The sequence below is a fragment of the Streptomyces tropicalis genome (assembly GCF_029269835.1).
Classification (GTDB): domain Bacteria; phylum Actinomycetota; class Actinomycetes; order Streptomycetales; family Streptomycetaceae; genus Streptomyces; species Streptomyces tropicalis.
Map to the genome: position 1 here is coordinate 140,679 of NZ_JARJBB010000007.1, position 23,018 is coordinate 163,696.

The window sequence follows — 23,018 nt, forward strand, 5'->3', positions numbered from 1 at the left end:
GGGGCGGCCGGTTTCCCCTTTCCGCCGGTGGACGCCGCCGAGGTCACCGCTGTCCTTGACCGCATCATCGAGAAGCTTGCCCCAACGACCAGCCGCATCGCCCTGGCCCATGGCACCGTCGCGGCCTGGGCTGAACATCCGCTGCGATCCCACCCGAAAGACTTCAACCAGCTCACCGCCCTGACCACCGGCGGCACCACCCACCACTACACCTACGCCGGCACCGACTCCTCCGACCGCCTCGCCGCCGACACCACCACCACCGACGAAGGACCGCTCGGTAACTCCACCACCACCAGCGGCGGCGCGCAGACCGGATTCATCCGCGATACCGCGAGCACCCTCATCGGCATGACAAGCGGCGGGAAGGTCTACGACTACCTGACCGACACCCAGGGCGCCCCCAGCCCTCGTCGACAACGCCGGCACCAAGGCGACTCCTGGACCTACGGCCCCGCCGCAACGCCCGCGGCGCCACCGTCCCCCAGCCCTTCGGCTACACCGTCGCCTACCTCGACGACACACACCGGCCTGTACAAGATGGGCGCCCGCTACTACGACCCGCAGACGGCAAGACCGGCGACACCCACGGCCCGAACTGCATTGCGCAACAACGATCCCCCTTCGATGCAGGACGGTTGAGCCGGGAGGCCACCTCGATCCCCCTCCACGAAGAGGGCAAAGACGCGCATCAGGTTGCGAAAGACCGTCGTTCGGCCTGTCCGTCCCGGCCGCCTGTCACCGGGCCACCCTCGGCCCCTGCGGCGCGGCCGGTGGTGTCGATGGCGTGGTGGGGTGCGCTGTGGTGCTCGCTGTCCGCGGCTGCCCATCTGTTCTGGGCACTGGGCGGGCGCACCGGCTTCGTGGCGGCGACATGGTCAAGCCCCATAGACCTCGGTCCTGAGCAGGCCGCTGCGTTGCGCCGTCCCCGGGCGACGCCCAGCTGGGATCCTCCGAAAGCCGTGTCACTTGGGCCCACTGCCGTGGCATCGGGGCGTCGCCCGAGTGGCCCAGCGGCTCACTCGGACGCCTCCTCGAGCACGGGCTTGTGGGAACCGGCGTCGTCCCCGGCATTGAAGCGTCTGGTGCAAAGACGCTGCCCTGGTGCTTGCGGGACCAACCCCACGTGCGCGGGGAGCACGCGTTCGGCTGCACGCCGTTGACGTCGATGGAGGGACCATCCCCGCGGGCGCGGGGAGCGGGTGACGGGCGGTCTGGCCGTGAGGTCGGCGGCCTACACCTGGGCGGGGGTCCTGCCGCCTACCGCGCGTTGAATGGATCGACTGCGAGTGATTCCTGGACGCTCAGCAGTCGGCATTCACCGGTCACACTGTGTACCGCAATCTGACAGGGCCCGTAAAGGAAGTACTTATCGTCATCGGTGGCAATATATTTCGCCGACTGGAAGGCAAAGTAGAAGAAGTCACCTTTCTTCGCCCTGCACTCATCATCTCCGAACAGGGCAACTTCATTGTCCCAATCGGCAGAGATCTGCCGGAGATAATCCGCCGCAATGCGCTCTGCTTGTTCAATCGTGTACATCAGTTTGTCCTCAACAGCTTGAATATCTTGAAATAGGCAGGGTCGACGAAGCCTGTCTGCATGTCAATGAAGACCACTCTGCCCTGTTGATTTATTACATTGAAAACATGACCTGGCATACCCTTGCCGGGCCGCGCCGCCACGATACCGCGAGCGCCGTCTCCGGCATCGTGGATATGCTCGACCATTTTGGCGAAATTGGTTCTCTCGAAGCTCGATCCGTACGCATTCTCCAGACGGTCCAGGGACTGCAGTCCTCCCATATCTCCCGATACGGGGTGAATCCCCTCTCCGCGCATGTAGCGTTCGAATGCGTCGGCAACGAAGGTGCAGTTCGTGTTCCCGCCCTCGGGGTTGAACAACTTCGCCTGATCGGGAAAGTTGGGAGTGTCGTACGGGTTGGCCGGGAGGGGTGACTTCTGAGGTGCGAGCCCGAGGGGGTCACAAGAAACAGCAGGCCGGTCCACATACCCGACAGGATTGGCCGCCGGAGCGAGCCCCAGGGGGTCCAGACTGATGTATCTGCCCACTTCGGGGTCGTAATACCTAAGGTAATTATAATTCAGGCCGGACTCGGAGTCGAAATACTGTCCCGGGAAACGAAGTGGCGTGTACGCACGACTCTCCACCGACCAGGACAGTTTTCCCCAGTTCGTGGACCGGGCGTGCCAGGCTATTTCTCCGGATTCGTCGACCAGTTCACAGGGAGACCCGGAGAGATCGGATACGATGGCGAAGAACCGGGCGTCTATCTCCTCCTGTGAAGCTCCGGCCACGGTCTTTCGCTCGCTCTGGGCGATCGCCTCGACACCATTGAGGTGCCATGTCAGCGTCACCGAGTCGCCCGAGTTCCCCCAGCTGGTCGTCTGCTCACAGAGGGAGACACTGTCCCAGCTGAACTCCACCTGTTCCAGCACGTCGGTACCGTTCGCGGAGATGTGCTGCTTGCTGACGCGCCGGCCCAAGGCGTCGTACTGGTATCGCCAAACGGTGCCGTCCGGGGTGCTGACCTGGGTGAGCCGGTCCTCCGCGTCCCAGCTGTATCGCCACGTGTCCGGCTTGCGGGAAAGCCGCGTCCTCTGGCGGAGTACTACGCGTCCGGCGGCGTCGTGCTCGTAGCGGATCCGGCCGGCGCGCACGACGTCGGTGCCCCGGTGGGCGCGGTCGCCGCACCCCTCGTCGCCGAACTGCCGCGCGGGCCAGGCGGCCGCCACCTGGTTGCCGAGCCTGTCATACGCGTAGGACTCCGCCCACCCGTCCCCAGTGACCCGAGTCGTCCTGCCCGCCGGATCGAGTTCATAGTGCCGAACGCCGTCCAGCTGGTCGGCGACCTCGGTCAGGCTGCCGTCCGGACGGTACTCGTAGGTCCTCGACTGGACACGTCCACGCGCATGGTCCACCGTCTGCGAGATCAGCCGGTTCATCGCGTCGAACGATCGAGAGATACTCAAGGACTGGTCGAACCGGCGACTGATTTCGCGGCCGACCTGGTCATATTCCAACGCGATGCCACGGCCGTCGACCGTCAGCCGACATGGGTTCCCCGCCGAATCGTATTCCCAAACACTTTGGGCACCCGAGGGCGTTGTGCGCCGGCTCAGTTTCCCGAACTCATCATACTGATACGCCACTTCGCGGCCGTTGATCCGCTCGGACAGCAGGAGTCCGTTCCGGTCGCGCAGCAGGGTCAGTTTCGTGCGAGAATTTTCCGCCTGGGCGATCTGGTCGGTGAAGTCGTAAGTGTATTTCATCACCTCCCCGTCTACGTTCTTGCGTACGACCTGCCCCATCTCGTTGTGTTCGAAGGTGACGGCCTGGCCGAGTGCATTCGTGCGGGAGACCAGTTCGCCGGCCGCATTGTAGGTATATCGATTGACTCGCCCACCGAAGTCGGATTCAGTGGCCAGGCGTCCGACCACATCATATTCATACGTCCAGATCTGCCCATGGGGGTTGGTCACACGGGTGAGACGGAGTTCTTTGTCGTACTCGAACTCGTAACGAGAGCCGTCAGGATCGACGCGCGCGGCCAGCAGGTCGAACTGTGCATACTCGAAATAGGTGACTCCGCCGATCGTGTCGGTGTGCGTAAGGCAGTTGCCTTCGCCGTCATAGGTCCACGTTTCCTCGGACCCGTCCGGATTCAATCGGCGAGTAATTTTACCCTCTACGGACCATTCCATTTTCCCGGTCGCGCCCAAGGGGTCCGTAATAGACACGACGCGGCCGAGCGCATCCCGCTCGTATCGCATGACCCTGCCCATATGGTCATGCACCTCGGCGGGCAGGCCGGCGGCATCACACCGTATCCGGGTCACGCGTCCATACTGGTCACGCAGCGCGGACAGACGCCCGCACTCATCGTAGGTGAAAGTGGTTACGCCGCCGTTTGAATCGGCTACCGATGTCCGGTTCCCGCGGTCGTCGAACTCCTGACGGACCGTGCTCCCGTCAGGGCGCACCACACGGGTGAGCAGTCCGCGGGCGTCGTAGAAAAATGTCGTTCGCCTACCATCTGGGCGGATGATCTCCGTCAGGTTCCCCAGGTCGTCGTACCGGTAGGACGTCGTGCGGCCGACGGCGTCGGTCTCGGAGAGCAGACGGTTGCACCGGTCGCGGGCGAAGCGCCTGGTGCTTCCGGCCGGGTCCACGATGGCGACAACCTGGTACCGGTCGTTGACGAAGTACTGACGTACCGCGCCCTCGCCGTTGACGGCCTTCGTGGTCCGCAGCCCGGTTTCCGGGCATCTGTCGCTGTAGGACAGCTGGAGCCCCATGTGCCCTTCGGTGCTGCCCTGCGCGATGCAGCGGTCCCTGTCGTCGTACGCGTACTCATAGGCGTGCCCGTTGGTGTCTGTCCACGACGTGACGCGGCGCGCCTCGTCGTAACCAAACTTGAGAGGCAGCCCCGACGAATTCGTGACCTCGGTGAGGTTCCCCTGCGCATACTGGTACCGGATCAGCTGAAGATCGGTTCCGTCCGCTGCCCCACCGATCAGGTACACGCCGGTGACCAGCCCGTCCGCACTGTCGATCCGCAGACGGTACCCACCACTGTGGACGATGGCTGACGGAACTCCCGCCTCGTCGTACTCGAAGGTGACCCAGTTGCCGTTGCTGTCGTCGATCTGCACCAGCGCGGCCAGGTTCTCGTCCTGCTCGGCGAAGTGCCATAGCCGCCCCGTCTGTGGGTCGATGACGGTGTAGCCGTCCGCCTCGCGGCTCAGGGGCCAACGCGGGCCGTGCGCCGGCATGACGGGCAGGCCGGGTGCCGGGTGTGGATAGAAGAGCCGCATCCCGTCTTCGTGCAGGAAGATGATGCCCGCAGAGGTGATGTCCAGTCGCTGGTCAACGGTGCTGGCCCATGAAGGGCCGAGCCAACGCCCGTACGTGAAGCCCGACTCCACCCGGCGTTTGAACGCGAACCGCATGGGACCGGGCAGCGACACATCGGTCTGGTCCAGGAACATCTTGCCGGTGGCGAGGTTGATCGGATCCGTGCCCCCAAACTCCACATCACCCGGAGCGTGACTCTCGGCGGCCCCGGGTTCGACCTCAGCCTCTCCGGCAGCTGCCTCCGCGCCGTCGGCGGCGAGCACTCCATCGTCCGCGACCGCTCCGGCTCCGTCTGTCGCCACGGCCAGCACGGCTTGGGGGGCCAGCTCCCCGAAGAAGTTGGCCGGGTCCGACGAGAACGACTTCCAGGCCGATTGGAGGGCGCGGTCGGGATGCGTGGCCATACTGACCACTCCTCCGAGCAACTGCACCTTGTTCTGCAGGAAGGCGGCCGGATGCGTCAGGTTGTAGGGGTCCATGGGGTCGAGGCTGCGGAAGAAGTTCACGATGCCCGCCGTCCCTTTGACGGCACCACCGAGGAAATGTGCCGCATCGATGGAGTCGGACGCCAGGAGATCCATCCCGTCCAGCTTCAACTGCTGGACGACCGAAGGCTCCGTCGGCGCATGCTGCAGCGCAGCCCTCAGCTTGGTCTCCGTCTCCCCGGCGACCTCGTTCCGCTGCCGCCGGGCCGCGTCCAGGACCTCCTGCGCCTCCTTCATCGCGTGCTCGCCGGGATCCTTCCCCGAAGGACGTGGCCCGGGGTCGTCGCTGCCCTGTTCCACTTTGTGGTCGTACGAGTCGACCTGCTTGCGGTACTCGTCGGAGGCGGACTTGCCCTGCTTGTAAAGGCGGATCGCTTCCCGCGCCTGCCCTTGGGCCCATTCGACAGTGTCGGCCAGAGCGTTCAGTGCCGTGGCCCCCTGCTGGAAGGCTGCCGCGGCCTGCAGCCACTTGGTGGGATGCAGAGCGAACTTCTCGCGGAAGGTATCCGCGGCCTTGCCGTTCCAACCGTCCGAGTCGACAGCCTTCATGCCCACGCCGACCTCCTCGAAGGCCACGGCGAACACCATCAGGTGCTTGGCCTTCTCACGGATTGTCGTCGGCTTGCCGTGGATCAGATCCGCCGGTTCGACATCGGGCCCCAACTGCCGTTCGGCCACGTGCGCACCGAGATAGGAGGCGACCCGGTCGCCACCGTGGCGCACCTTCTGTGCCGCGCCGTGCGCGCCGACCTCGTCGAGCACGTCGCCCGTGAGGTCGGCTCCCTCGTCAACCACCTCTCCCGTCGCCCGCTTGGCGTGGTCGAAGAGGCTCTTGCCCCCGCTCAAAAGTTCGCCGCCGTACTTGCCCCAGCTTGACATCAGCCCTGCCCCTCCTGCTGCGGGCCGAACGTTGCATCCAGCGCGGCGTTGTACTGGTCCTCGTCCATCCCGGCAAGAGTCGGCGCGACTTCCACGCCCGGCACCGCCTCCGCTGTCGCCAGGTCACGTCCCATTCCCTTAAGGGACTGCTCAGAGGCTGTGAGACCGTTTCGGAACGACTTCTCGCTGTAGTCCGGATGCAGCCAGCCGGGCGTGGCCAGCTGCCCCCAGCCCTCCTGGTCGATCTGCTGCTCGGAGGCGTACGGATTCCCCTCCAGGGAGTTCAGGCCAACCTTAAACGAGTTCTCCACGGTCTGGTCCGTCTGATACATCGTCCCCGCCGCGAGGCCGACGCCCGCCGCGAATGCGTTTCCCTCGTCGATCAGGGCTCTCACCCCCCATTGCCAGCGCTCGCAGAACGAGTGAAAAGCGGCGCCGACGGTCTCGTCGCCGACGGTCATACCGTCCATCTCCAGGTCGTCGAAACCGCGCCCCGTGCCTGACCGGCCCGCGTCGTCAATGAGCCCCAGCTTCCCCAACTCGCTGAGAGCCCTGTCGATCCCGTCGGCGATCAGCGCCAACCCGATGGCCCGCAGATCGGGAGTCCCACCCGCACTCGCCCCGTCGGCACTGATCGTCCTCTCCACTACCGCCCTGCCTCCCCGTCCTCACGATGGTCCGGCCCGTTCACCGCGACCCCCTCGAGCACTACTTGGGCCACTGGCGGCAGCACCAGTGCGTGTGCACCGTCGGCCGCGTCTACCAGCACGCCGCACGGCACACCCGACTCGGCCACCGCCGGTACGGCCGCGTCGAGCAGAGCGGCACCCCACACGCCCCTGTACTGCCATGGCCCTCCATCAGCCCCTCGGGCCACCGCATACCGTGCCAGCGCCCTCTCACTGGTGAATGCCAGGATCCAGCGCACTGCGCCCATGTCCACCGTCAAGGGGACCTCCTCGGCGTCCGGCCCAGGCAACGTGCCCACCGGCACCAGCACTCTTGACCGCCGGAACTCGCCCAGCTTCACACGGAATCGATGCTGACCCGCCCGCACCTGCGCGGCCTCCCCCTCAGAGACCGCCTCGACGCGAGCCGGGACGGTCCCCCGGTCGGCAGGTGCGTCGACGTCCGCCGACGCGGTGGCACCCGAGGGGGCGGCGCCCCCACCGCCCTTCGACTCCTCGGCACTGCTACGAATCACCGTTTGATCGGCGATGTCCGTCAAGCGCGACCGTGGCGGCCTCGGCGCAACGCCCCTTGTGGTCACCTCGCTGGGATCTTCATGCCGCTCGGCCCGCCTCACGGCCTCAGGGTCCCGGCGGTCCCCCAACATCTCTCCTGGCTCGTCCACGATCGAGTCCCCGTCGCGGGCCACCTGTCAACCCCGTTCCATGATCAAACTTCAGTATGTTCGCAAGATCTGATAACCCACTGCAACCATCCGCCTGCCAAGGATGACCAAAGGGATCCTCAAGCGGGACTGAAGATCGTTCAGTGTAACTCTCGATCATGGAAGATCCATCGATGACCAGTGAGAATGTATCGACTCCGAGGCCGTCGAGCCTACGAAGGCTTCGAAGGCGAAGGCCGTGGACGACCAGTTGATCGACGAGCTGCGGGCCGCACCAAGGCCGAGGGCCTCCGGGACTCACACAACGGCACGCGCTCCAAGGCGGCGCTGACCAACATTAGGTCCAGTGGAGATAACTGAACCGTTCCGGGTTCGGTATAGAGCTGCGATGTCACGCGCGGACGGTTTCGTCAGCGCGGGTGTGGTGGCGATGGTAGGCGGTTTCGTACTCGGTCGGTGAGGTGTGGGCGAGGGCGCCGTGGAGCCGGCGGTGGTTGTACAAGTCGGTCCACTCAGCGGTGGCGAACTCCACGTCGGTGAAGATCTTCCACGGTCCTCGGCGGTTGATCAGCTCGGTCTTGAACAGGCCGATGGTGGACTCGGCGAGGGCATCGTCGTATGCGTCGGCGACGGTTCCGATCGAGGGCGCGATGCCTGCCTGGGCCAGGCGCTCGGTGAACACGAGGACGTGTACTGACTGCCGGCATCCGAGTGATGAATCAGCCCCCCGTTGACCTGCTGCTTCTTGCGGCAGCCGCGCTGCCACAGGGCTTGTTCGACCACGTCGAGGACCAGCGCGGTGTGCTTGTTCCGGGCGGCCTTCCAGCCCAGGATCCGCCGGGAGAAGGCGTCCACGCAGTACGTGGCGGTGTTCGCGGTGCAGTGCCTGGGCGAGGAAGTCCTCGCCCAGGCACGCCGCGATGGACATGCGCGTCATCGCGTCGGGCTCCCGCTCGTCAGTCGTTGCCGTCGGGGGTCAGTTTCCCCAACACTGACAGATCCGGCATGTCCATCGGCGGTTCAGCCGTATGGCTCCGCCGGTACCCGACGGGGAATAGAACTTCACCGAACTCCAGGGACGTTGACAACTGCTCTCGCGATCATGGACATCTCGTAGTCCGTGGCATGTCCGGCCGCGCGCGTGCATGCGCGAGCTGATGAGCCATGCCTGGCCGGCACCAACGTCACTCAGTGCGCGTCCGACCGTTCTTGAGCACCCCGTAATAGTCGCTGTAGGGGAGTTCCAGCTTGAACACCAGGCCGTACCGTTTCCGGATGGCAGCGACCGTGGCGGCCTTCGGGTCACGGACCACGCGGGACACCGGCGGATCGTCGACGAGACCGGCGTAGGGCTCCTCGACCAGCCGGCGCAGGCCGCCGCCGCGTGTCGTGTCCCAGGTCAGCGTCTGTCCGGAGACGGCCAGCCTGGTCGATTCCGTGGCCGGCGAACCCTGGCGGTTCGGGCCGTGCCCCCGGTAGTAGGCGACGAACCGCCTTCCGTCGTCATCGTGCGTGAACGGGATGGGATCTCCGAACCCGGCCGGCCCGGAACGGGCATGGTCACCCGCAGTCAGGATCCCGTCGAGAGTGTCGCCCATATGCCTGGAGTCGGCACCGTAGTAGGCGGTGATGTTCATCGAGCAGATGACCTTGTAAGCGTCGGTCTTCTGCTGGAAGAACCACCCCGGTCCCGACCCCGGCACGCACACGTCGTGCACCACGACCAGGCCGAGCGACAGGGGTGTGCGATCGGCGTATGCCCGTGCCACGCCCCGAAGCCGCTGCTCCGCCCGCTCCCGGGCCCGCACCGCCTGGCCGCTCTCCCCGAACTTGCGCAGCTGCCTGTCGCTGACGGCACGGTCCGGAGTCGAGGAACAGGCCGAGACAGCGAATAGGACGATCACCGCCAACGGCCCCCACACGCTCCTCAGGCCGACGACACGCCGCGCAAAGCCCCTCATAATTGTCCGCCTCTCATCAGCAGCTACCTCTCCATCGCCGTACGCCCGATCCGACCGTCACTGTCCACCAGGACGGCCGGACCGGGCATGAGTACCCGTACTCAGACGGCTAGATGACCAATTCCAAGGGATGCCTGCGGAGGGTGTGGGGTGGGCGGCGGCCGAAGCCACCGCGAGACAGTCAGGCAGCGGGCTGCCGGCCCTGGTTGTCGAGGTGGCAGCAGGCGGTCAGGCGTCAGGGTCGACTTCGGGGTGCGTGAACCGCACGGGCTTGCCCAGCGACCGAGCGTAGGCGATTTCGGCTCGGGTGCTGTCTCCGATGTAGTCGCCGACTATGAGCACCTCATCAGCGAGCCGGATCTTCGCCCGGTGCAGATCGTCGAGTCGAGCCTTCAACGCCTCGGCCTCGACAGGATCGGACCAAAGTTTGTGCGGCGACTTCATGTCACAGGCCGGTTTGACGATAATCTTTCCGGCTTTGGTCTCCCGCAGATCGGCCTCGGTCATCTCGGTCATGAAGCGGGTGGAGCCGCAGATCACGACGATACGCGGGAGGCTCAACAGCTTCTTCGCGTCGGCGAGCTTCTCCTCGGGGGTGAGCAGTTGCGGGTATGACACTGGTTCCTCCTGGTGGTGTGGTCCAAGGGGTGCCCGCGGAGACGAGAACGAGGGTGTCCAAGATCGTTTTGTGACGAACGACGTGGACACCCTCGCGACGGCACTCTATGCGACGACCGACGACATGCTGAAGGAGCATCCCGACCTGGCGCCGTGGCGCCCGTCGGTCGGCAATACGCCCCGCCTGAGCGATGCCGAACTGGTCGCCCTCGCCACGATGCAGGCCATACTCGGCTACACCTCCGAGGCCAAATGGCTCCGCCATACCCGTGCCCACCTGCGCCACCTCTTCCCCTACCTGCCCCAGCAGCCCGGCTACAACAAGCGGCTGCGCAAGGTCGCCAAGGCGAAGGCGACCCGGGAGAAGGACGAAATCGACTTCGAAGCGGTACTGCCGCTGCTCGACGCTCCGACACGCGCATGGCTGGCAGACGCGATCAAGGTGATCGCGCCCCACCACCCCTGGCTTCGCCGGCTCCTTCCGGTCAGCCGAACGTGAGCAGCGGGACGTCGTAGAGGTCGGGGTTCCGGGGCCGGGTCATCGTGGGCGACGTGACCTCCACGATCAGCAGCTCGCTGAGGAACTGGACCTTGGCGCTGAGGAGATGGCTCGTCCTGCCATCGGCCGACTGGGCCTTCAGGCCGGCGGAGACATGGATGTGCGGGAGTATCTGTGGCCGGGTCATGGGCGAGGGTGCCGGCGCCGAACGCATCGAAGCCCAGACCGGTGCGTCCGGGTCCGCGAGCTTCTCGTAGGCATCCACGATCTCGGCCTCCGCGAAGGCTCCGATGAACGAGGGGATGTAGCCCTGCCGTATGCCGTTGTCCCGGCAGAAGGTGGACAACGCCTCGAAGAAGTCCTCCCTGCTGGGTGTTCTGCAGCAACTTGGGCAACACGGCATAGCCGACCGGCTCGACGACTATGCCCAGTCTGCGCAGACCGGGGCCGCAAGGGAGCAGTCCCGGAGGTGACTCGGTGGTAGGGAGTACGTCACAAAGAAGGCGAAAGCGCCGCTGCAGGTCGTAACCACCAGGTCACAGCAGGCAGTGGCGGCACACCCCGAGTAACTCAACTCAAGGATGCGCCGCTACACCGTCAGGGGCCACCGACGGAACCGAGTCCCGCCGGACCGAATGGGATCGGAGCCCTCCGGGCCGCCGCCGGCCTCCACCCCCCTAAGACCGTGTCCTACATGGTCTTAGACCGTGTCCTACATGGTCGGTTGGTCGTTGAGTGCGGTATGGGGAGTGGGCGGTGGGGTTGGATCGTTCCGGATGGTCTGTGGGAGTTGGCGAGGCCGTTGCTGCCGCCTGCGCGGGTGCGACCGCAGGGCGGCGGGGTCGCGAACATCGATGATGAGGCGGTGTTCGCCGCGATCATCGACGTGTTGGTCAGCGGCTGTGCCTGGCGGGCACTGCCGCCCTGCTAACCGGCGCGTCGAAGTCGACCGTCCATCGCCGGTTCCTGATCTGGTCCAGAGCCGGGGTGTGGGGCCGGCTGCACCAGAGGGTTCTCCAGCTCCTGGACGAGAACGGCTTGGTGGACTTGTCCCGCGCGGTCCTCGACTCGGCTCACGTCCGCGCGAAAAAGGGGGCGAACTTGCAGGTCCGAGCCCCGTGGACCGGGGTAAGCCCGGTTCCAAGATGCACGTCCTGTCCGACGCGGACGGACTGCCCCTACGCGTCGGACTCTCCGCCGGCAACACCCACGACAGTCAGGCCCTGAAGCCGATGCTGTCCCATTTCCACATGGGACACGAACCCCATGCCGCCGATTCCAAGCCCGTACGTCTTCATGCCGACAAGGCCTACGACATCCCTCATCTGCGACGATGGCTCTGGGGCAAGCGCATCGGCGTCCGCATCGCCCGCAAGGGCATCGACTCCAGCGAACGACTCGGCCGCCGCCGGTGGGTCATCGAACGCACCATGTCGTGGCTGACCGGCTACCGTCGCCTCAACCACCGCTACGAGCGCGAACCCGGCAACTACCTGGCGTTTCTTGGACTGGCAGCCGCCCTCTGCTGCTACAAACGGCTCCTCAAGCTGACCATGTAGGACACGGTCTTAGTACCGCAATCGCCAGCAATCCGTAGACCATGTTTCCTCCTGAAATGGCGGGATCAAAGTGCGCCAGCCGATCGGCCTGCGGCGACCGGGACGTCAGCTTCCACGGTTCTTCCCAACGCGTTGCCCGGCACTGCGTTCCCGGTGTCTCAGCGCCGATACAGCTTCCCGAGGAGGGGACGGCTCCAGATTCAGCCGAAGTGCCACTTTCCCGCCGATGCCCGTGAGCATGCCGGCCTCCGACGTGTGCTCGTTTTCGATTCTTGCTGGAAGGGCTGGAAGGGCCCACGCGCCGCGAGGAGCGTGGGCCCATGCCGACTGAAGGACACGCCCTCGACGGTCTGTCCCCGCTGGGTTCTGAAGTAGCGGAGCCTGCGGCTCTGCCAGTTCCCAAGTGCACGATGCGCGATGATCGGTTCCACTTCCCCCCGTACCGAGGAGCGCCATGCATCCGGTCGTCCACACCCGATACGGCTCCGTACGCGGCACCCTCGGCCCTTCGGGCATCGCCGCGTTCAAGGGTGTCCCCTACGCCATACCACCACTCGGCGAGCTCCGCTTCCGGCCGCCCCTGCCACCCCGGCCCTGGAACGGTGTGCGCGACGCCGTGGACTACGGCCCGACCGCTCCCAAGTCGCCCTACGCCCCGCCGTTCGACCAGCTGATCCCCGAGGTCGACATCCCGGGCGAGGACTTCCTGAACCTGAACGTGTGGACCCCGGACCCGGCAGGCCGACTCCCGGTCATGGTATGGCTGCACGGCGGCGCTTTCGCCAACGGCTCCGGCTCTGCGCCGTGTTACGACGGCACCGCCTTCGCCCGCGACGGGGTCGTGCTGGTCACGCTCAACTACCGCCTGGGCGTCGAGGGCTTCCTGCACCTAGCGACCGACCACAGCGAGGCGACAGCCAACCTCGGCCTGCTCGACCAGATCGCCGCGCTCGAATGGGTCCGTGACAACATCGGCGGCTTCGGCGGGGATCCCGAGGCCGTCACCGTTTTCGGCGAGTCCGCGGGCGCCATGAGCATCGGCACGCTGCTCGCCATGCCGGCCGCCCGCGGCCTGTTCCACCGTGCCGTCCTGCAGAGCGGCGCCGCACACCACACCCTCTCGCCCACCTCCGCCGCCCTGGTCGGCAACCGGCTGGCCCAGATCCTCGGCGTGCCACCGACCCGTGCCGCCATCGGCGAGGTCCCGCCCAAGCGACTACTGCCCGCGCAACAGCGGCTGCGCGCCGAGATCTCCGCACGCCCCGACCCCCGGCTGTGGGGCGAGGCCGTGCACAACCTGATGCCATTCGAACCGGTCGTCGACGGCCGCACACTGCCGACCCCGCCCGTAGACGCGATCGACGCGGGCGCGGCCGCGGGCATTGACGTACTGGTCGGGACCAACCGCGACGAGTATCGCCTGTTCCTCGTCCCCACCGGCATGTCGGCACTCGTCGGCGAGGAGATGCTGGAACGCGCGGCGACAGGGTACGGACTCAAGCCCGTCGAGGGTGTCGCCGCCTACCGCGCGGCCTTCGAGGAAGCCTCTCCGGGGCTGCTGCTCGCCGAGATCGCCACCGACTGGTTCTACCGCATCCCGGCACTGCGCCTCGCCGACGCGCAGTCCCGGCACGGCGCGCGCGCCTACGTCTACGAGTTCGCCTGGCAACCCCCCACTTTCGACGGACAACTCGGCGCCTGCCACGCGAGCGAGCTCCCGTTCGTCTTCGACGCCCTCGACGACCCCGCCTTCGTGGGGCTGCTCGGTCCGCATCCGCCCCAGCAGGTCGCCGACGCGATGCACGCCGCATGGGTGGCCTTCGCCACCGCGGGCGACCCGGGCTGGCCGCGCTACGACGCCGACCGCCCGGTGATGCGCTTCGGCGGCGCCACAGGCTTTCCTGCTGCCGTGGAGACCGACCCACGCGGAGCGCTCCGAACCTCGTGGGACGGAGTCCGCTGAGCGAAAGGCAGAGGGTTGGTTGGGCAGCACGAGATGGATGTGACCCGCAGACGGCCTCTGACTCTGGTCGGCCGCAAAGTGCTTGCGGGATGGCGTCCGCCGTCGACGGCCGTACAGGCGCGGCGGCGGGGCGGGAGTTCCTCGCGGAACTCCGGCGAATACTTGCTTGGTGGCGCCACTTCGTGGGCTGTTCGGGGCTGCGGCCGCTACAGGTCGAACTCCAGGTGCTCGATGTCCGTGAAACGGACCTCCTCGAGGCTGCCGGCTCGACGGCCGTTGTCCTGGAAGTACATGTCCTTGAGCCCCTCGGCGGCGATCTGCTACAGCTGCTGGTCGCCGGCGCCAGCCTGCTGGGCGTCGAAGAGCCGTGCGGCGTACTGCGGCGGTAGCGCGACGGTGAGGTGCCGGATGCGGGCGTCGTCGGTCGAGCCGATCGGCGCGGTGTAGCCGAGCCTGGCCCGGGTGTCGATGACGATGCCGCCGGTCGTCGCTGGCCTCGACGGCGAAGTTGAAGCCGATCGTGGTCAGCCTGCCGTGCAGGATCCTTTCGTCTTCCGAGGTCGATCGCGGCGATCGTCTCGTTCAGTTGGTCCAGGCTCGCGACGTCAGGGACGGGGACCAGGTGCTGGCGGCGGAACCTGCCCCGCTCCTACTCGACCCCGCCCTTCTCATGGGCCCCGTCGATGCCGGGCATGCAATAGAACGCCTTGAAGCCGTAGTGCGACCGAAACGAGGTCCAGCGTTCGTTCTCCACCCGACTGCGGCCCCAGCAGACCGAGCGGACCGCGTCCTTGAGGTTGTCGTAGCGGATGTGCCGGACCGGCACCCCGCCCAGCGCCCGAAATGCCTCCACGTGGCCTTCCAGGAACGCTTCCTGGGCCTGCGTGGCGAACACCCGATGGACCGCCTTGCCGGAGAACGACAGCCGCAGCGTGAACAGCGCGCACTTCACCGCCTGCCCGCGGACCCGCACCCAGACGTCCGCGAAGTCGACTTCCGCCTCCTCGCCGGGCAGGTGGACCTGCGGCACCATCCCCTCCAGGTGCTTGGCCTTCTCGCGCTCCTCCGCCAGGATCTGCGGACGCCGCTGGCCGACGTAGACCCGCACCGACGAGTACGACGCCTCGGTGAACGCGTGCTCGCTCGTCAGCCGCTCGAAGATCCGCTTGACCGTGTGCCGTTGCTTGCGCGGCGCGGACAGGTCCTCCCGCAGCATCGCGTCGATCCAGTCCTTCGCCGGATTCAGCACCGAGGCCCGCTGCCACCCCGCCTTGCGCTCCGGCGGCACCGCCGAACTCACCGCCCGGCGCACCGTCCGCCAGTGCACCCCGTAACGCTCCGCCACCTGCCGCTGGAACAATTGCGGATCCTCACGCAGGTCCCGGCGGATCGATGCGAACAACTCCGCCCTCGACAACGCCAACACGGCCTCCCTGGCCGCGAAGCGTATGGAGGCCGCCGCGTCGGCGATCGGGAGCGCCATCGCCGACATGCCACGAGGCCTCTGGTGAACCTGGTGTCCGAAGCTCACAGGACCTGACGGAATCAGCCCCATCAACGTCCTTTGCCCGGCAAGATGATCACCGTGCAGACGGGGACGTTGGTGGGGCTGATCAGTGGTCTGGGTGGTGCCGTCATCGGTGCAGGGGTCGAAGGCCTCGACCACCGAGGCCAGAAGCTCTTCCGCCATCTCGCCGTCGCCCAGGCCGAGAAGGCCACCGGGGCGAAGGCCAAGCGCGTACTGGTGACGGCCGCCTGATCTCAGGCCCAGCTACTTCGGCAGGATCTGACCCTGGTCCGTCACGTAGTAGCTGTTCTTGCACTCCATGAGCGCCGACTCCGAGACGTTGTACGGGCCGCCGGCCTGCTGGTTGCAGAACTTGTTGAGTATCTGGAACTTCTGCGCGGCGGACACCCCAGCCGGCTGGTTGTTCCGCGACTGGTCGTCGACTTGCCCCTGCACCCAGGGGGCAGGGGAAGCGGGGTCCGAACTGCTGCCGGAGCCCATGAGGGCACCGCCCAGGAAGAACGAGGCAACGGCAACAGCGACGACGCCGCCCCACAGGGCCGCCGGCCGCTTCCACCAAGGCCGCTCCATCCCCACCAGGATGCGCTGGTACTCCGGGTGGTTCTCGTACTCACCCCGCCAGCCGTTCGGCGAGTCCGTCGAGTCGCCCGCCATGTGCACGGCGGGAGCGCCGGACGGGCGCGGGGGGACGTTCGGGGGAAGTGGCGACGAGTTCTCCACCGTAAGCTCCTCAAAGCCCTGACCGGCAGCCAAATCGCACACAGAGAGTCGGGCCGCACAGGTTAACCACGAGACATGCTTGGAATCTACACACATGACGGAACCGTGATCTTTCGTGACAGCCGTCAGAACACCTCACGGAGACCCGCATAGCGTCCACAGCGTCAACCTCTCTGCCCTGTACGCGGACCTGGCAACGATGACGGATCCCCGCGAGAGCGAGCCCTCCGAGGCTCTTCTGACGATCACCGCCGGAGAGCTGGTGGACTTCGCCGACGCCGTCAGGGCGTACGAGCGCTGCCTGATGCAAGGTGGCGACCACGAGGAGGCCCGGGAGACCGCCCAGGCCCACTACGACGACTCCCGCCTCTTCAGCACCTGACGCTCCGCTGACACAGAGCGTCAGGCCGTTGCTCAGCGATGCCCCCGGTCCTGGCAGTCGCATCCAGCGTTGGTCTGATCGCACTGCTGGTGGTTGCCGTATTTGCACCACGTGCAGGTGCCGTATCCGTTCCCCATGCTTGATCCCCTCCCCTCTTGCGCCTTCGCATCATGACAGCGATCAAGGTCAAGAAGAGATCAAAATTTGTACTGACGGCCGTCGGTGCCTGACAGTCACAACGCGGGGCTCTTCGACTGTTGCTGCGGCAGTTCACCGTTGGCGTCGGGCTCCAGGAGAGGGCTGGCCGGCTTGAGCAGCTCACCCAGCTCCGGGAGCTTCGCAGCGGAGAACTTCAGGATCAACGCGGCTTGCAGATGGGCCTTTGGGCAAAACCCACGGCCTTCGGGAAGAGCAGCACCAGCCCGGTGCACACCCCGACCACCAGCGCCACCAGCTGTACGGCGGCCAGCACCACGCCTACTAACGACAGCAGCGACAGCAGAGCCCCGGCACCCAGCATCCGCAGACGCCTGCCCATCGCTCCCCCGTCGCACACCACCACCGGCGCGTCCTGGCGGCCCAGCAGCAGCCGCGTCCAGCACCCGTGCACACACAGCACCAGCGGCCCGACCGTCAGCCCCGTCACAAGCGACACCAGCCCAGCCCCGCCCACCACCGCTGCACCGGCCCACACCGTCCCCGGCAGGCCGACACCGCCTACCGCCCGGCACAGACCCGCGACCATCGCATACAGACCGCCGGCCACCAACCCCAGCGGCAGCGACGCCACCGGAACCCCGACGAATGGGTCGAACAGCAGGAAGGCCAGGTCCCGTCTCGTCGCCGGATCCCGCCGCAGCTGCCGCACCCGCCTCCGGCGCAACACCGCGCCGTACGAGGCGTACAGATGCCTGCCGTCGCGGTACAGCCCACTGTCACGCGGGCGGGGCTCCGGTGACTCGGGAAGGTAGGGATCACCAACGGGCACCTCCGACCACCGCCCGGCCAACTCGCGCCGCAACCGCGGCAGCCGCCGGCACAGGTCCAGCGCGCCCACCGCGCCCACGCTGGCCGCGACCGCGGCCGGCAGCAGGACCAGCAGCCCCACCAGCCCCAGCGCCGCGAGTACCACGCCGCGCAGTGGCCCCGTCCCGTGGGCCCGCAGGCCTGTCAGCGCGGCGACCACTCCGGTCGGCGCCCCGCGTTGTTTTTTCCGGGTGTTCGGTGCCAGCACCGCGCCAGTCTCCCACTGCCCATTCGAGCCTCGCTCGCCCCAATCTCGTGAGGAGAACGGTCTCCCCCACTGAAGACGGTCATGACAAGCTCCCCATGTTGATCAGAATCTCGTGGGGTCCACGCGTCGAGGTGTGGCGGGCGTGCTGGCCGGCGGAGTATCCGCGCACGATGTGGGGCTGGCGTTGTCGGCGGTGGAAGAATCTGCGGGTTCCGGCGACGAGTTCGGCCTGGGCTCACGCAATCTGCCACGGCGGCCGGGGCCAGATCCGCCAGGCACACCTGGGCGCCGCCGTCGCCCACCTCCACGCCGAGGGCCACGACATCAAGGACGAGGACGTGGCCCGCATCTCCCTGCTCAAGGACAGGCACATCAACTTCCTGGGCCGCTACCTGTTCAACATGCGGACCCGGGTCACGGGCTGCGCCCCTTCCAGGACCTGGATGCCATCGAGGATGACACCGACGACGGAGGCTGAGCGACTGCCCGTACCTGTTTGCAAGCATGGCCAGCGGCTTTCGAGTCCTTGGAGGTGCTGGGCGACCGGGAGCTCCACCGATGTGTCCTTGCGGTACCGGCCGGCTGTCTGCCTCTCTGCCGCCGTCGACGGCGAGTGTCTCTGGGCTGTCCGAAGGTCCCCGAGGTCGGCCAAAGGCGACCGACAGTGACAGGTGAGCCGCAGCCTGCAGCAGCGAAACCCCAGGTCAGATCCCCCTGGCCATACGAGCTTCCATCCAGGGGTGGCCGGTCAGGCAATATAGGGTGTTACTCACCGAGTACAACCGCTCTGCCAGGAACCGTGTCCGCTGCGAGCACCTCCAGTCGTTCGACTACATGGCGGCGCGATGGTTCGCTGCCGCAGCTACGAATGAATCCATTTTGCCGTCCTCGACGCCTCTGACCGTTGCGTCAACTCCGCCTCGTTTACTGCCTCCTCGATGATGATGGAGGCATCGCCGGGGCCCGGAGCGGTGCAGGCTCCTCCTGGCATCGGATGATGCGTACGAGCCGCATGAGGACGCTGGGCACGACCTGGCATCGTTCCTGACGGGCGAGCTGGCCGTGACCGCCGCGAGCTTCGTCCAGACGGCTGTCGCGACCGCGCAGCCCCATGAGCTGGTCCCCGACGGTCCGCCCCAGCGCCGCCGCGAACACCGGCACCGCCACGATCCGCACCGAGCGCCGGCGCTGCGTCTTCATCGCCGACCTCCGCACCTGACGCGCCGCGCGCCAAGGGCCCGCTTTCGACCGGGGACGGGCCTTCACTCATGCCCGGCCTCACTCGTTCCGGTCACAACCCCGTCACGCGGACCACGCGCCCGCCCACAAGCCCCGTACGCTCGCCCCTCACGAAACAACCATGGGGGGATCATGAACCGCAAAACACTCGCCTGCACCGCAGCCATCATCACCCTCGCCCTCGCCACCGCCTGCCAGCCCACCCAGACCACCGGGAACAGCGGCAGCAGCGCCGCCGCCAGCAGCAGCAGCAGCAGCGCAGGTGACAACAGCAACGGCAGCACCGCCAAGAAGACGGTCCCGAACTTCGTCGGCATGGGCCTCCAATCCGCCCAGGACGCCGCCCAGGAAGCCAACTTCTACAACCTCACCTCTCACGACTCCCTCGGGCGCGACCGCATGCAGATCCTCGACCGCGACTGGAAGGTCTGCACCCAGAGTCCGAAGGCCGGCACGTCCGCGAGCACTGACGTCCAGCTCGACTTCGGCGCGGTGAAGCTCGCCGAGTCCTGCCCAGCCCACGATCAGGCCGCGCCGTCCGCCGCGGGGGGCAGCATGCCGGACTTCCACGGCAAGAGCGTGAGGGCCGCCCGCGCTGCCCTAGACTCCGGCACCTCGATCACCGTCAACGACGCGTCCGGCACGGGCCGCCTGGTCCTCATCGAGTCGAACTGGCAGGTGTGCAGCCAGACTCCCTCTGCGGGCACGAAGGTGAACGGGCAGCCGGTAACGCTGAACGCCGTCAAGTACGGCGAGAGCTGCCCGTAGACAGGGAGACGGCCGAGCTCCGCGCCGGCATGACGTGCTCATGCCGCCATAGGGGCCCCAATTCGCAGCCGGATAGGGGCCCCTTCATCCCGTGCGAACACCCGAACACCCCGTCACAATTCCACCACATTACTCACATAGATCCCACCCGGCGTCCAGCATCGCTCGCATGAGACGCACCCTCACCACCGCCGGCACAGCCGTCCTGCTCGCTGGCCTCGCCGCCTGCTCCAGCAGCACACCCAGCAACAACAAGCCGGCATCGCACACCACCGCCAGCAGCCCGACGAAGCCCAGCCAGACCGGAGCCGCGAAGAAGACCAGCGCCACCGGCGCGCCAGCGAAGAAGCTCCCGACCGCGCAGGCTCAGAAGGAGGCCGCCGCGGTCCTGGAGAAGGAAGACCAGGACTTCCGGGACTTCCTCGCCGAGGGCATCAAGGTGACCGGGGCGCTGCAGTACACGGCCTGGTACCAGAAAGCCATCGTCGGCCTGGACATGCAGCAGAACGCCTTCACGAAGGCGGACTCCTCTTTCACGGACGCCAACGAGCCGATGGACCTGCTGGAGCAGTGGCGCACCGACAACAGCGAGGCCGACTCGCGGATTACCCAGTACGCCATGGACGGCACCCACATGGACGCCCCTAATGCGACGACTCGGAAGGACGCGGCCGACTGCCTCGCAGCGCTCGCGAAGGCAGACAAGGACGCCGAGAAGATCGCCAACGGGAGCTGATCATGCGCAACATCTCCACGGCAGCAGTGGGTGCGGCCACCGCGCTCACCGCCCTGCTGCTCGCCGGCTGCTCCAGCAGCAGTCCAACGCCGACGCCTGCGAAGACTCCGGCCCAGCATCTGGCTGACCTCGACAGCAACAAGCGTGCGCCCAGCAACTATTCAGAGCATCCTGGACGAGCTGAAGCCGAAGTGCACGCAGACTGACGAGCAGATGGTCCCCATCGCGACGGCCATGGTGCGGCTGCTCCAGGAACACGGCGTGAACGACGAGTCCGAGTACAGCGCCCTCATCCACCTCAATCAGTCCATCCCGGCCGGGACGCCGAAGATGGACTGCCAGAGCATTGCCGCCGATTACGTGACGCTGCGGGAGGGCGCGAACACGTAGCCGCACGCGCAGCCTGCGCGAACACCGGCGAGTGATCACCGGCGGAGACACTGGGACACTGGGTGCGGTCCTGGCCAAACTCGGCGTCCGCACCCGCCACGAACCCGCCCACAAAATCAATCATCCCCAACACCAGTAGAGGGCGTCGCCGCCGCGGCATGATCGAAGGGGAGTTTGCTGCTATAGGCCGTTTCCGCAAAAGATCACGGTCGACCACCCAGTCGCGAGGCAGGACCTGACAACCGTGAACGTCGCCGCTGCGGCGGGTGATATCGAGGACCACACAGCACGTTGGGTAGCGCGACAGATCGAGGGACATTCGAGGGCACGGGGAAACGACACGTGCTCAAGGCACTCCTGGCAGAGGCGAAGGAAAGGGACCTTGCCTGCAAGCGCGCCCGGAGCGCCACTGCCTGAGGGAGGAACGGGCAGCGCCGGGAACGTGGCTCACGCAGCAGGCACACCAAGAAGGGCGATGCCGGACAGCATCACCCTCAGCGTCTTCCGATCACAGGAAGCAGCAGTGCGGAGTGCTCATGAATGCCACGTCACGAGTCTCGAGATCGACGAAGCCCTCCATACTCCAAAGGAATTGGGAGATACGACCAGAGCGGCCATGATGGCGTGCTTCACGGTTGGACCAGTGCAGGTCTTCCAGCGCGGCCGCCAAGGCGGACTCCTTCGGCATGTACCGGGAACAGCGTTCCGTCGCGGGCCCCCCGGCACGCGCGGAGCCGCTGTACGGGCTCAATAAGTAAGCCTCCATCAACCTGAAGAAGCAGGTCAGAGGTCTGGTGTGACCGGCTCTGGAAGTGCTCACGCTGGCTGTGAGCGGTTGTCTTCGGAGTAGATCGTCTGACAGAGCCGGGCGGTTGGCTGGTTTCTACTCGCCAGGGAACGGCCATTTACGATCCGATGCATGGATCCCGAGCTGCTGGAACGGATCACGCGCGGCGCGCGGATCTGGATGAGCTCGGAGAACAGTGGGCCAAACAGCTGGCGGAGGTGCGGGCCGAGCGGGACGAACTTGCGTTCACCGAACGAGTCCTTGCGCGGGTGAGCGGTGAGCGAGCAGATTGCTGATAATCACTGCTCGGTCTCACCGGTGCCCGCGCAGGTGGGTGGTCGGGCGGTCATGCTGATCCCACACCGCACCTCCGATATGAAGGAACTGCTGCACGACAGCTGTTGCGGGTCAGGACGTTGATGACGTGAGTTGTTGGCAGATCAGCTGGTGAGCAAGTTGTGCCGTCGCGAGCAGGCCCTCGCGAGCTGTGTCGACGTTGGATCGCACTGACAATCCGTGCCAGATGGATTGGATGAGCCCGGTCAGGACCGCTGCGTTGGTGCCCGCGGCTAGTTCCCCGTCCTGGATCGCTCGTTCGATGCGCACGAGGAGGGCCTGCTCGTTCGAGCTGTGCAGTTCAGCGACGTAGGCGCTGGTATCGAGCGTGCTCGTGCTGTCGGTCATCACGGCGCTGCTGATGAGACATCCGGGATGCGTGTCGCTTGGCTGGGTGAACTCGTGGACCGAGTCGGTGAGGATGCGTTCGATGACCGTCTGGATGTCCTTCTCGCCGACAGCCTGCTGGTAGATCTCGCGGTAACGCTCGGCGTAGGTCCGCACCGCTTCCTCGAACAGTCCGGCCTTGCTGCCGAAGGCGGCGTAGAGGCTAGAGGTGGAAAGCCCGAGGGCCGCGGTCAGGGTGCGGGTCGAGGTGCCGGAGTAGCCGCGTCGCCAGAAGAGGCGAGCGGCGTCAAGGACCGCACGGTCGCGGTCGAAGGCTCGTGGTCGTCCACGGTTGCGTTCGGTCACGCTTGCATT

Annotated in this window: 22 protein-coding genes and 3 pseudogenes; 10 read left to right on the forward strand and 15 right to left on the reverse strand. The window is 66.5% G+C overall.

Annotated elements, in window-relative coordinates; genetic code table 11:
- The first annotated feature begins 27 nt into the window (after window positions 1-27).
- Window positions 28-642: an RHS repeat-associated core domain-containing protein gene (locus P3H78_RS16135; protein ID WP_276109858.1), complete on the forward strand. Its 615-nt coding sequence runs from the start codon at window positions 28-30 to the stop codon at window positions 640-642.
- A 618-nt stretch (window positions 643-1,260) separates the two neighbouring features.
- Here P3H78_RS16135 and P3H78_RS16140 read toward each other — a convergent pair.
- The 8 genes from P3H78_RS16140 to P3H78_RS16170 all read right to left on the reverse strand — a co-directional run bounded on the left by P3H78_RS16140 (window position 1,261) and on the right by P3H78_RS16170 (window position 10,175).
- Complete coding sequence (locus P3H78_RS16140; RefSeq protein ID WP_276109680.1) at window positions 1,261-1,542, reverse strand: hypothetical protein; 282 nt, start codon at window positions 1,540-1,542, stop codon at window positions 1,261-1,263.
- Complete coding sequence (locus tag P3H78_RS16145) at window positions 1,542-6,242, reverse strand: putative T7SS-secreted protein (RefSeq protein ID WP_276109681.1); 4,701 nt, start codon at window positions 6,240-6,242, stop codon at window positions 1,542-1,544. The genes P3H78_RS16140 and P3H78_RS16145 overlap by 1 nt, the downstream gene beginning before the upstream one ends.
- Complete coding sequence (locus tag P3H78_RS16150; RefSeq protein WP_276109682.1) at window positions 6,242-6,889, reverse strand: hypothetical protein; 648 nt, start codon at window positions 6,887-6,889, stop codon at window positions 6,242-6,244. Before P3H78_RS16150 ends, P3H78_RS16145 begins: the two co-directional genes overlap by 1 nt.
- Window positions 6,889-7,470 (reverse strand): hypothetical protein, encoded by a 582-nt coding sequence (locus tag P3H78_RS16155; protein WP_276109683.1) that lies wholly within the window; start codon window positions 7,468-7,470, stop codon window positions 6,889-6,891. Before P3H78_RS16155 ends, P3H78_RS16150 begins: the two co-directional genes overlap by 1 nt.
- A gap of 517 nt (window positions 7,471-7,987) precedes the next feature.
- The gene (locus tag P3H78_RS16160) at window positions 7,988-8,278 is read right to left on the reverse strand and encodes an integrase core domain-containing protein (protein WP_276109684.1); all 291 of its coding nucleotides are present in this window, start codon (window positions 8,276-8,278) and stop codon (window positions 7,988-7,990) included.
- Window positions 8,164-8,451: a DDE-type integrase/transposase/recombinase gene (locus tag P3H78_RS33410; RefSeq protein ID WP_369015721.1), complete on the reverse strand. Its 288-nt coding sequence runs from the start codon at window positions 8,449-8,451 to the stop codon at window positions 8,164-8,166. Before P3H78_RS33410 ends, P3H78_RS16160 begins: the two co-directional genes overlap by 115 nt.
- 329 nt (window positions 8,452-8,780) lie before the next feature.
- Window positions 8,781-9,506, reverse strand: a complete 726-nt coding sequence (locus P3H78_RS16165; RefSeq protein ID WP_276109685.1) for a hypothetical protein — start codon at window positions 9,504-9,506, stop codon at window positions 8,781-8,783.
- A 279-nt stretch (window positions 9,507-9,785) separates the two neighbouring features.
- The gene (locus tag P3H78_RS16170) at window positions 9,786-10,175 is read right to left on the reverse strand and encodes a hypothetical protein (protein ID WP_276109686.1); all 390 of its coding nucleotides are present in this window, start codon (window positions 10,173-10,175) and stop codon (window positions 9,786-9,788) included.
- A gap of 70 nt (window positions 10,176-10,245) precedes the next feature.
- Between P3H78_RS16170 and P3H78_RS16175 the strand changes: the two are divergent.
- A pseudogene (locus P3H78_RS16175) lies at window positions 10,246-10,518 on the forward strand (IS982 family transposase); the annotation flags it as partial.
- Window positions 10,519-10,660: 142 nt separating this feature from the next.
- Here the strand turns inward: P3H78_RS16175 and P3H78_RS16180 are convergent.
- Window positions 10,661-11,020 (reverse strand): PPC domain-containing DNA-binding protein, encoded by a 360-nt coding sequence (locus P3H78_RS16180; protein ID WP_438827977.1) that lies wholly within the window; start codon window positions 11,018-11,020, stop codon window positions 10,661-10,663.
- 396 nt (window positions 11,021-11,416) lie between these two features.
- Here P3H78_RS16180 and P3H78_RS16185 point away from each other — a divergent pair.
- Together P3H78_RS16185 and P3H78_RS16190 are read left to right on the forward strand one after the other, a co-directional pair.
- Window positions 11,417-12,233: pseudogene (locus tag P3H78_RS16185) on the forward strand (IS5 family transposase).
- 454 nt (window positions 12,234-12,687) lie between these two features.
- Window positions 12,688-14,196: a carboxylesterase/lipase family protein gene (locus P3H78_RS16190; RefSeq protein ID WP_276109688.1), complete on the forward strand. Its 1,509-nt coding sequence runs from the start codon at window positions 12,688-12,690 to the stop codon at window positions 14,194-14,196.
- Between the two features lie 206 nt (window positions 14,197-14,402).
- On the opposite strand, the pseudogene tpg reads toward P3H78_RS16190, so the two are convergent.
- Together tpg and istA are read right to left on the reverse strand one after the other, a co-directional pair.
- Window positions 14,403-14,690 (reverse strand): annotated as a pseudogene (gene tpg / locus P3H78_RS16195) (telomere-protecting terminal protein Tpg); the annotation flags it as partial.
- A 155-nt stretch (window positions 14,691-14,845) separates the two neighbouring features.
- Entirely contained in the window at window positions 14,846-15,679 is an 834-nt protein-coding gene (gene istA / locus P3H78_RS16200; RefSeq protein ID WP_276109689.1) for an IS21 family transposase, read from the reverse strand.
- Window positions 15,680-15,760: 81 nt separating this feature from the next.
- Between istA and P3H78_RS16205 the strand changes: the two genes are divergently transcribed.
- Window positions 15,761-15,955: a hypothetical protein gene (locus P3H78_RS16205; protein WP_276109690.1), complete on the forward strand. Its 195-nt coding sequence runs from the start codon at window positions 15,761-15,763 to the stop codon at window positions 15,953-15,955.
- Between the two features lie 12 nt (window positions 15,956-15,967).
- On the opposite strand, the gene P3H78_RS16210 is transcribed toward P3H78_RS16205, so the two are convergent.
- Window positions 15,968-16,444 carry a hypothetical protein gene (locus tag P3H78_RS16210; RefSeq protein WP_276109691.1) on the reverse strand — a complete coding sequence of 159 codons (477 nt, stop codon included), beginning with the start codon at window positions 16,442-16,444 and terminating at the stop codon, window positions 15,968-15,970.
- A 199-nt stretch (window positions 16,445-16,643) separates the two neighbouring features.
- Between P3H78_RS16210 and P3H78_RS16215 the strand changes: the two genes are divergently transcribed.
- The gene (locus P3H78_RS16215) at window positions 16,644-16,826 is read left to right on the forward strand and encodes a hypothetical protein (RefSeq protein ID WP_276109692.1); all 183 of its coding nucleotides are present in this window, start codon (window positions 16,644-16,646) and stop codon (window positions 16,824-16,826) included.
- A 358-nt stretch (window positions 16,827-17,184) separates the two neighbouring features.
- Here P3H78_RS16215 and P3H78_RS16220 read toward each other — a convergent pair whose 3' ends face one another.
- On the reverse strand, window positions 17,185-18,060 hold the full coding sequence (locus P3H78_RS16220) for a sensor domain-containing protein (protein WP_276109693.1): 876 nt from the start codon (window positions 18,058-18,060) through the stop codon (window positions 17,185-17,187).
- Window positions 18,061-18,230: 170 nt separating this feature from the next.
- On the opposite strand from P3H78_RS16220, the gene P3H78_RS33415 reads away from it, so the two are divergent.
- The 4 genes from P3H78_RS33415 to P3H78_RS16235 all read left to right on the forward strand — a co-directional run bounded on the left by P3H78_RS33415 (window position 18,231) and on the right by P3H78_RS16235 (window position 21,193).
- A complete protein-coding gene (locus P3H78_RS33415) occupies window positions 18,231-18,728 on the forward strand; it encodes a Tn3 family transposase (RefSeq protein ID WP_369015722.1) in 498 nt (165 codons plus the stop codon).
- A 703-nt stretch (window positions 18,729-19,431) separates the two neighbouring features.
- The gene (locus P3H78_RS16225; protein WP_276109694.1) at window positions 19,432-20,067 is read left to right on the forward strand and encodes a PASTA domain-containing protein; all 636 of its coding nucleotides are present in this window, start codon (window positions 19,432-19,434) and stop codon (window positions 20,065-20,067) included.
- A gap of 169 nt (window positions 20,068-20,236) precedes the next feature.
- Window positions 20,237-20,803 (forward strand): hypothetical protein, encoded by a 567-nt coding sequence (locus P3H78_RS16230; RefSeq protein ID WP_276109695.1) that lies wholly within the window; start codon window positions 20,237-20,239, stop codon window positions 20,801-20,803.
- 144 nt (window positions 20,804-20,947) lie between these two features.
- Window positions 20,948-21,193 (forward strand): hypothetical protein, encoded by a 246-nt coding sequence (locus P3H78_RS16235; protein ID WP_276109696.1) that lies wholly within the window; start codon window positions 20,948-20,950, stop codon window positions 21,191-21,193.
- A 508-nt stretch (window positions 21,194-21,701) separates the two neighbouring features.
- On the opposite strand, the gene P3H78_RS16240 is transcribed toward P3H78_RS16235, so the two are convergent.
- Together P3H78_RS16240 and P3H78_RS16245 are read right to left on the reverse strand one after the other, a co-directional pair.
- A complete protein-coding gene (locus P3H78_RS16240) occupies window positions 21,702-21,863 on the reverse strand; it encodes a hypothetical protein (protein WP_276109697.1) in 162 nt (53 codons plus the stop codon).
- 525 nt (window positions 21,864-22,388) lie between these two features.
- Window positions 22,389-23,009 carry a TetR/AcrR family transcriptional regulator gene (locus P3H78_RS16245; protein WP_276109698.1) on the reverse strand — a complete coding sequence of 207 codons (621 nt, stop codon included), beginning with the start codon at window positions 23,007-23,009 and terminating at the stop codon, window positions 22,389-22,391.
- Between the last annotated feature and the right edge of the window lie 9 nt (window positions 23,010-23,018).

Bases quoted from the DNA above. Each gene is read 5' to 3' on its own strand.
- P3H78_RS16140 (WP_276109680.1), bottom strand. From the start codon at position 1,542: ATGTACACGATTGAACAAGCAGAGCGCATTGCGGCGGATTATCTCCGG.
- P3H78_RS16145 (WP_276109681.1), bottom strand. From the start codon at position 6,242: ATGTCAAGCTGGGGCAAGTACGGCGGCGAACTTTTGAGCGGGGGCAAG.
- P3H78_RS16190 (WP_276109688.1), top strand. From the start codon at position 12,688: ATGCATCCGGTCGTCCACACCCGATACGGCTCCGTACGCGGCACCCTC.
- istA (WP_276109689.1), bottom strand. From the start codon at position 15,679: ATGGCGCTCCCGATCGCCGACGCGGCGGCCTCCATACGCTTCGCGGCC.
- P3H78_RS16215 (WP_276109692.1), top strand. From the start codon at position 16,644: ATGACGGATCCCCGCGAGAGCGAGCCCTCCGAGGCTCTTCTGACGATC.
- P3H78_RS33415 (WP_369015722.1), top strand. From the start codon at position 18,231: ATGTGGGGCTGGCGTTGTCGGCGGTGGAAGAATCTGCGGGTTCCGGCG.
- P3H78_RS16225 (WP_276109694.1), top strand. From the start codon at position 19,432: ATGAACCGCAAAACACTCGCCTGCACCGCAGCCATCATCACCCTCGCC.
- P3H78_RS16230 (WP_276109695.1), top strand. From the start codon at position 20,237: ATGAGACGCACCCTCACCACCGCCGGCACAGCCGTCCTGCTCGCTGGC.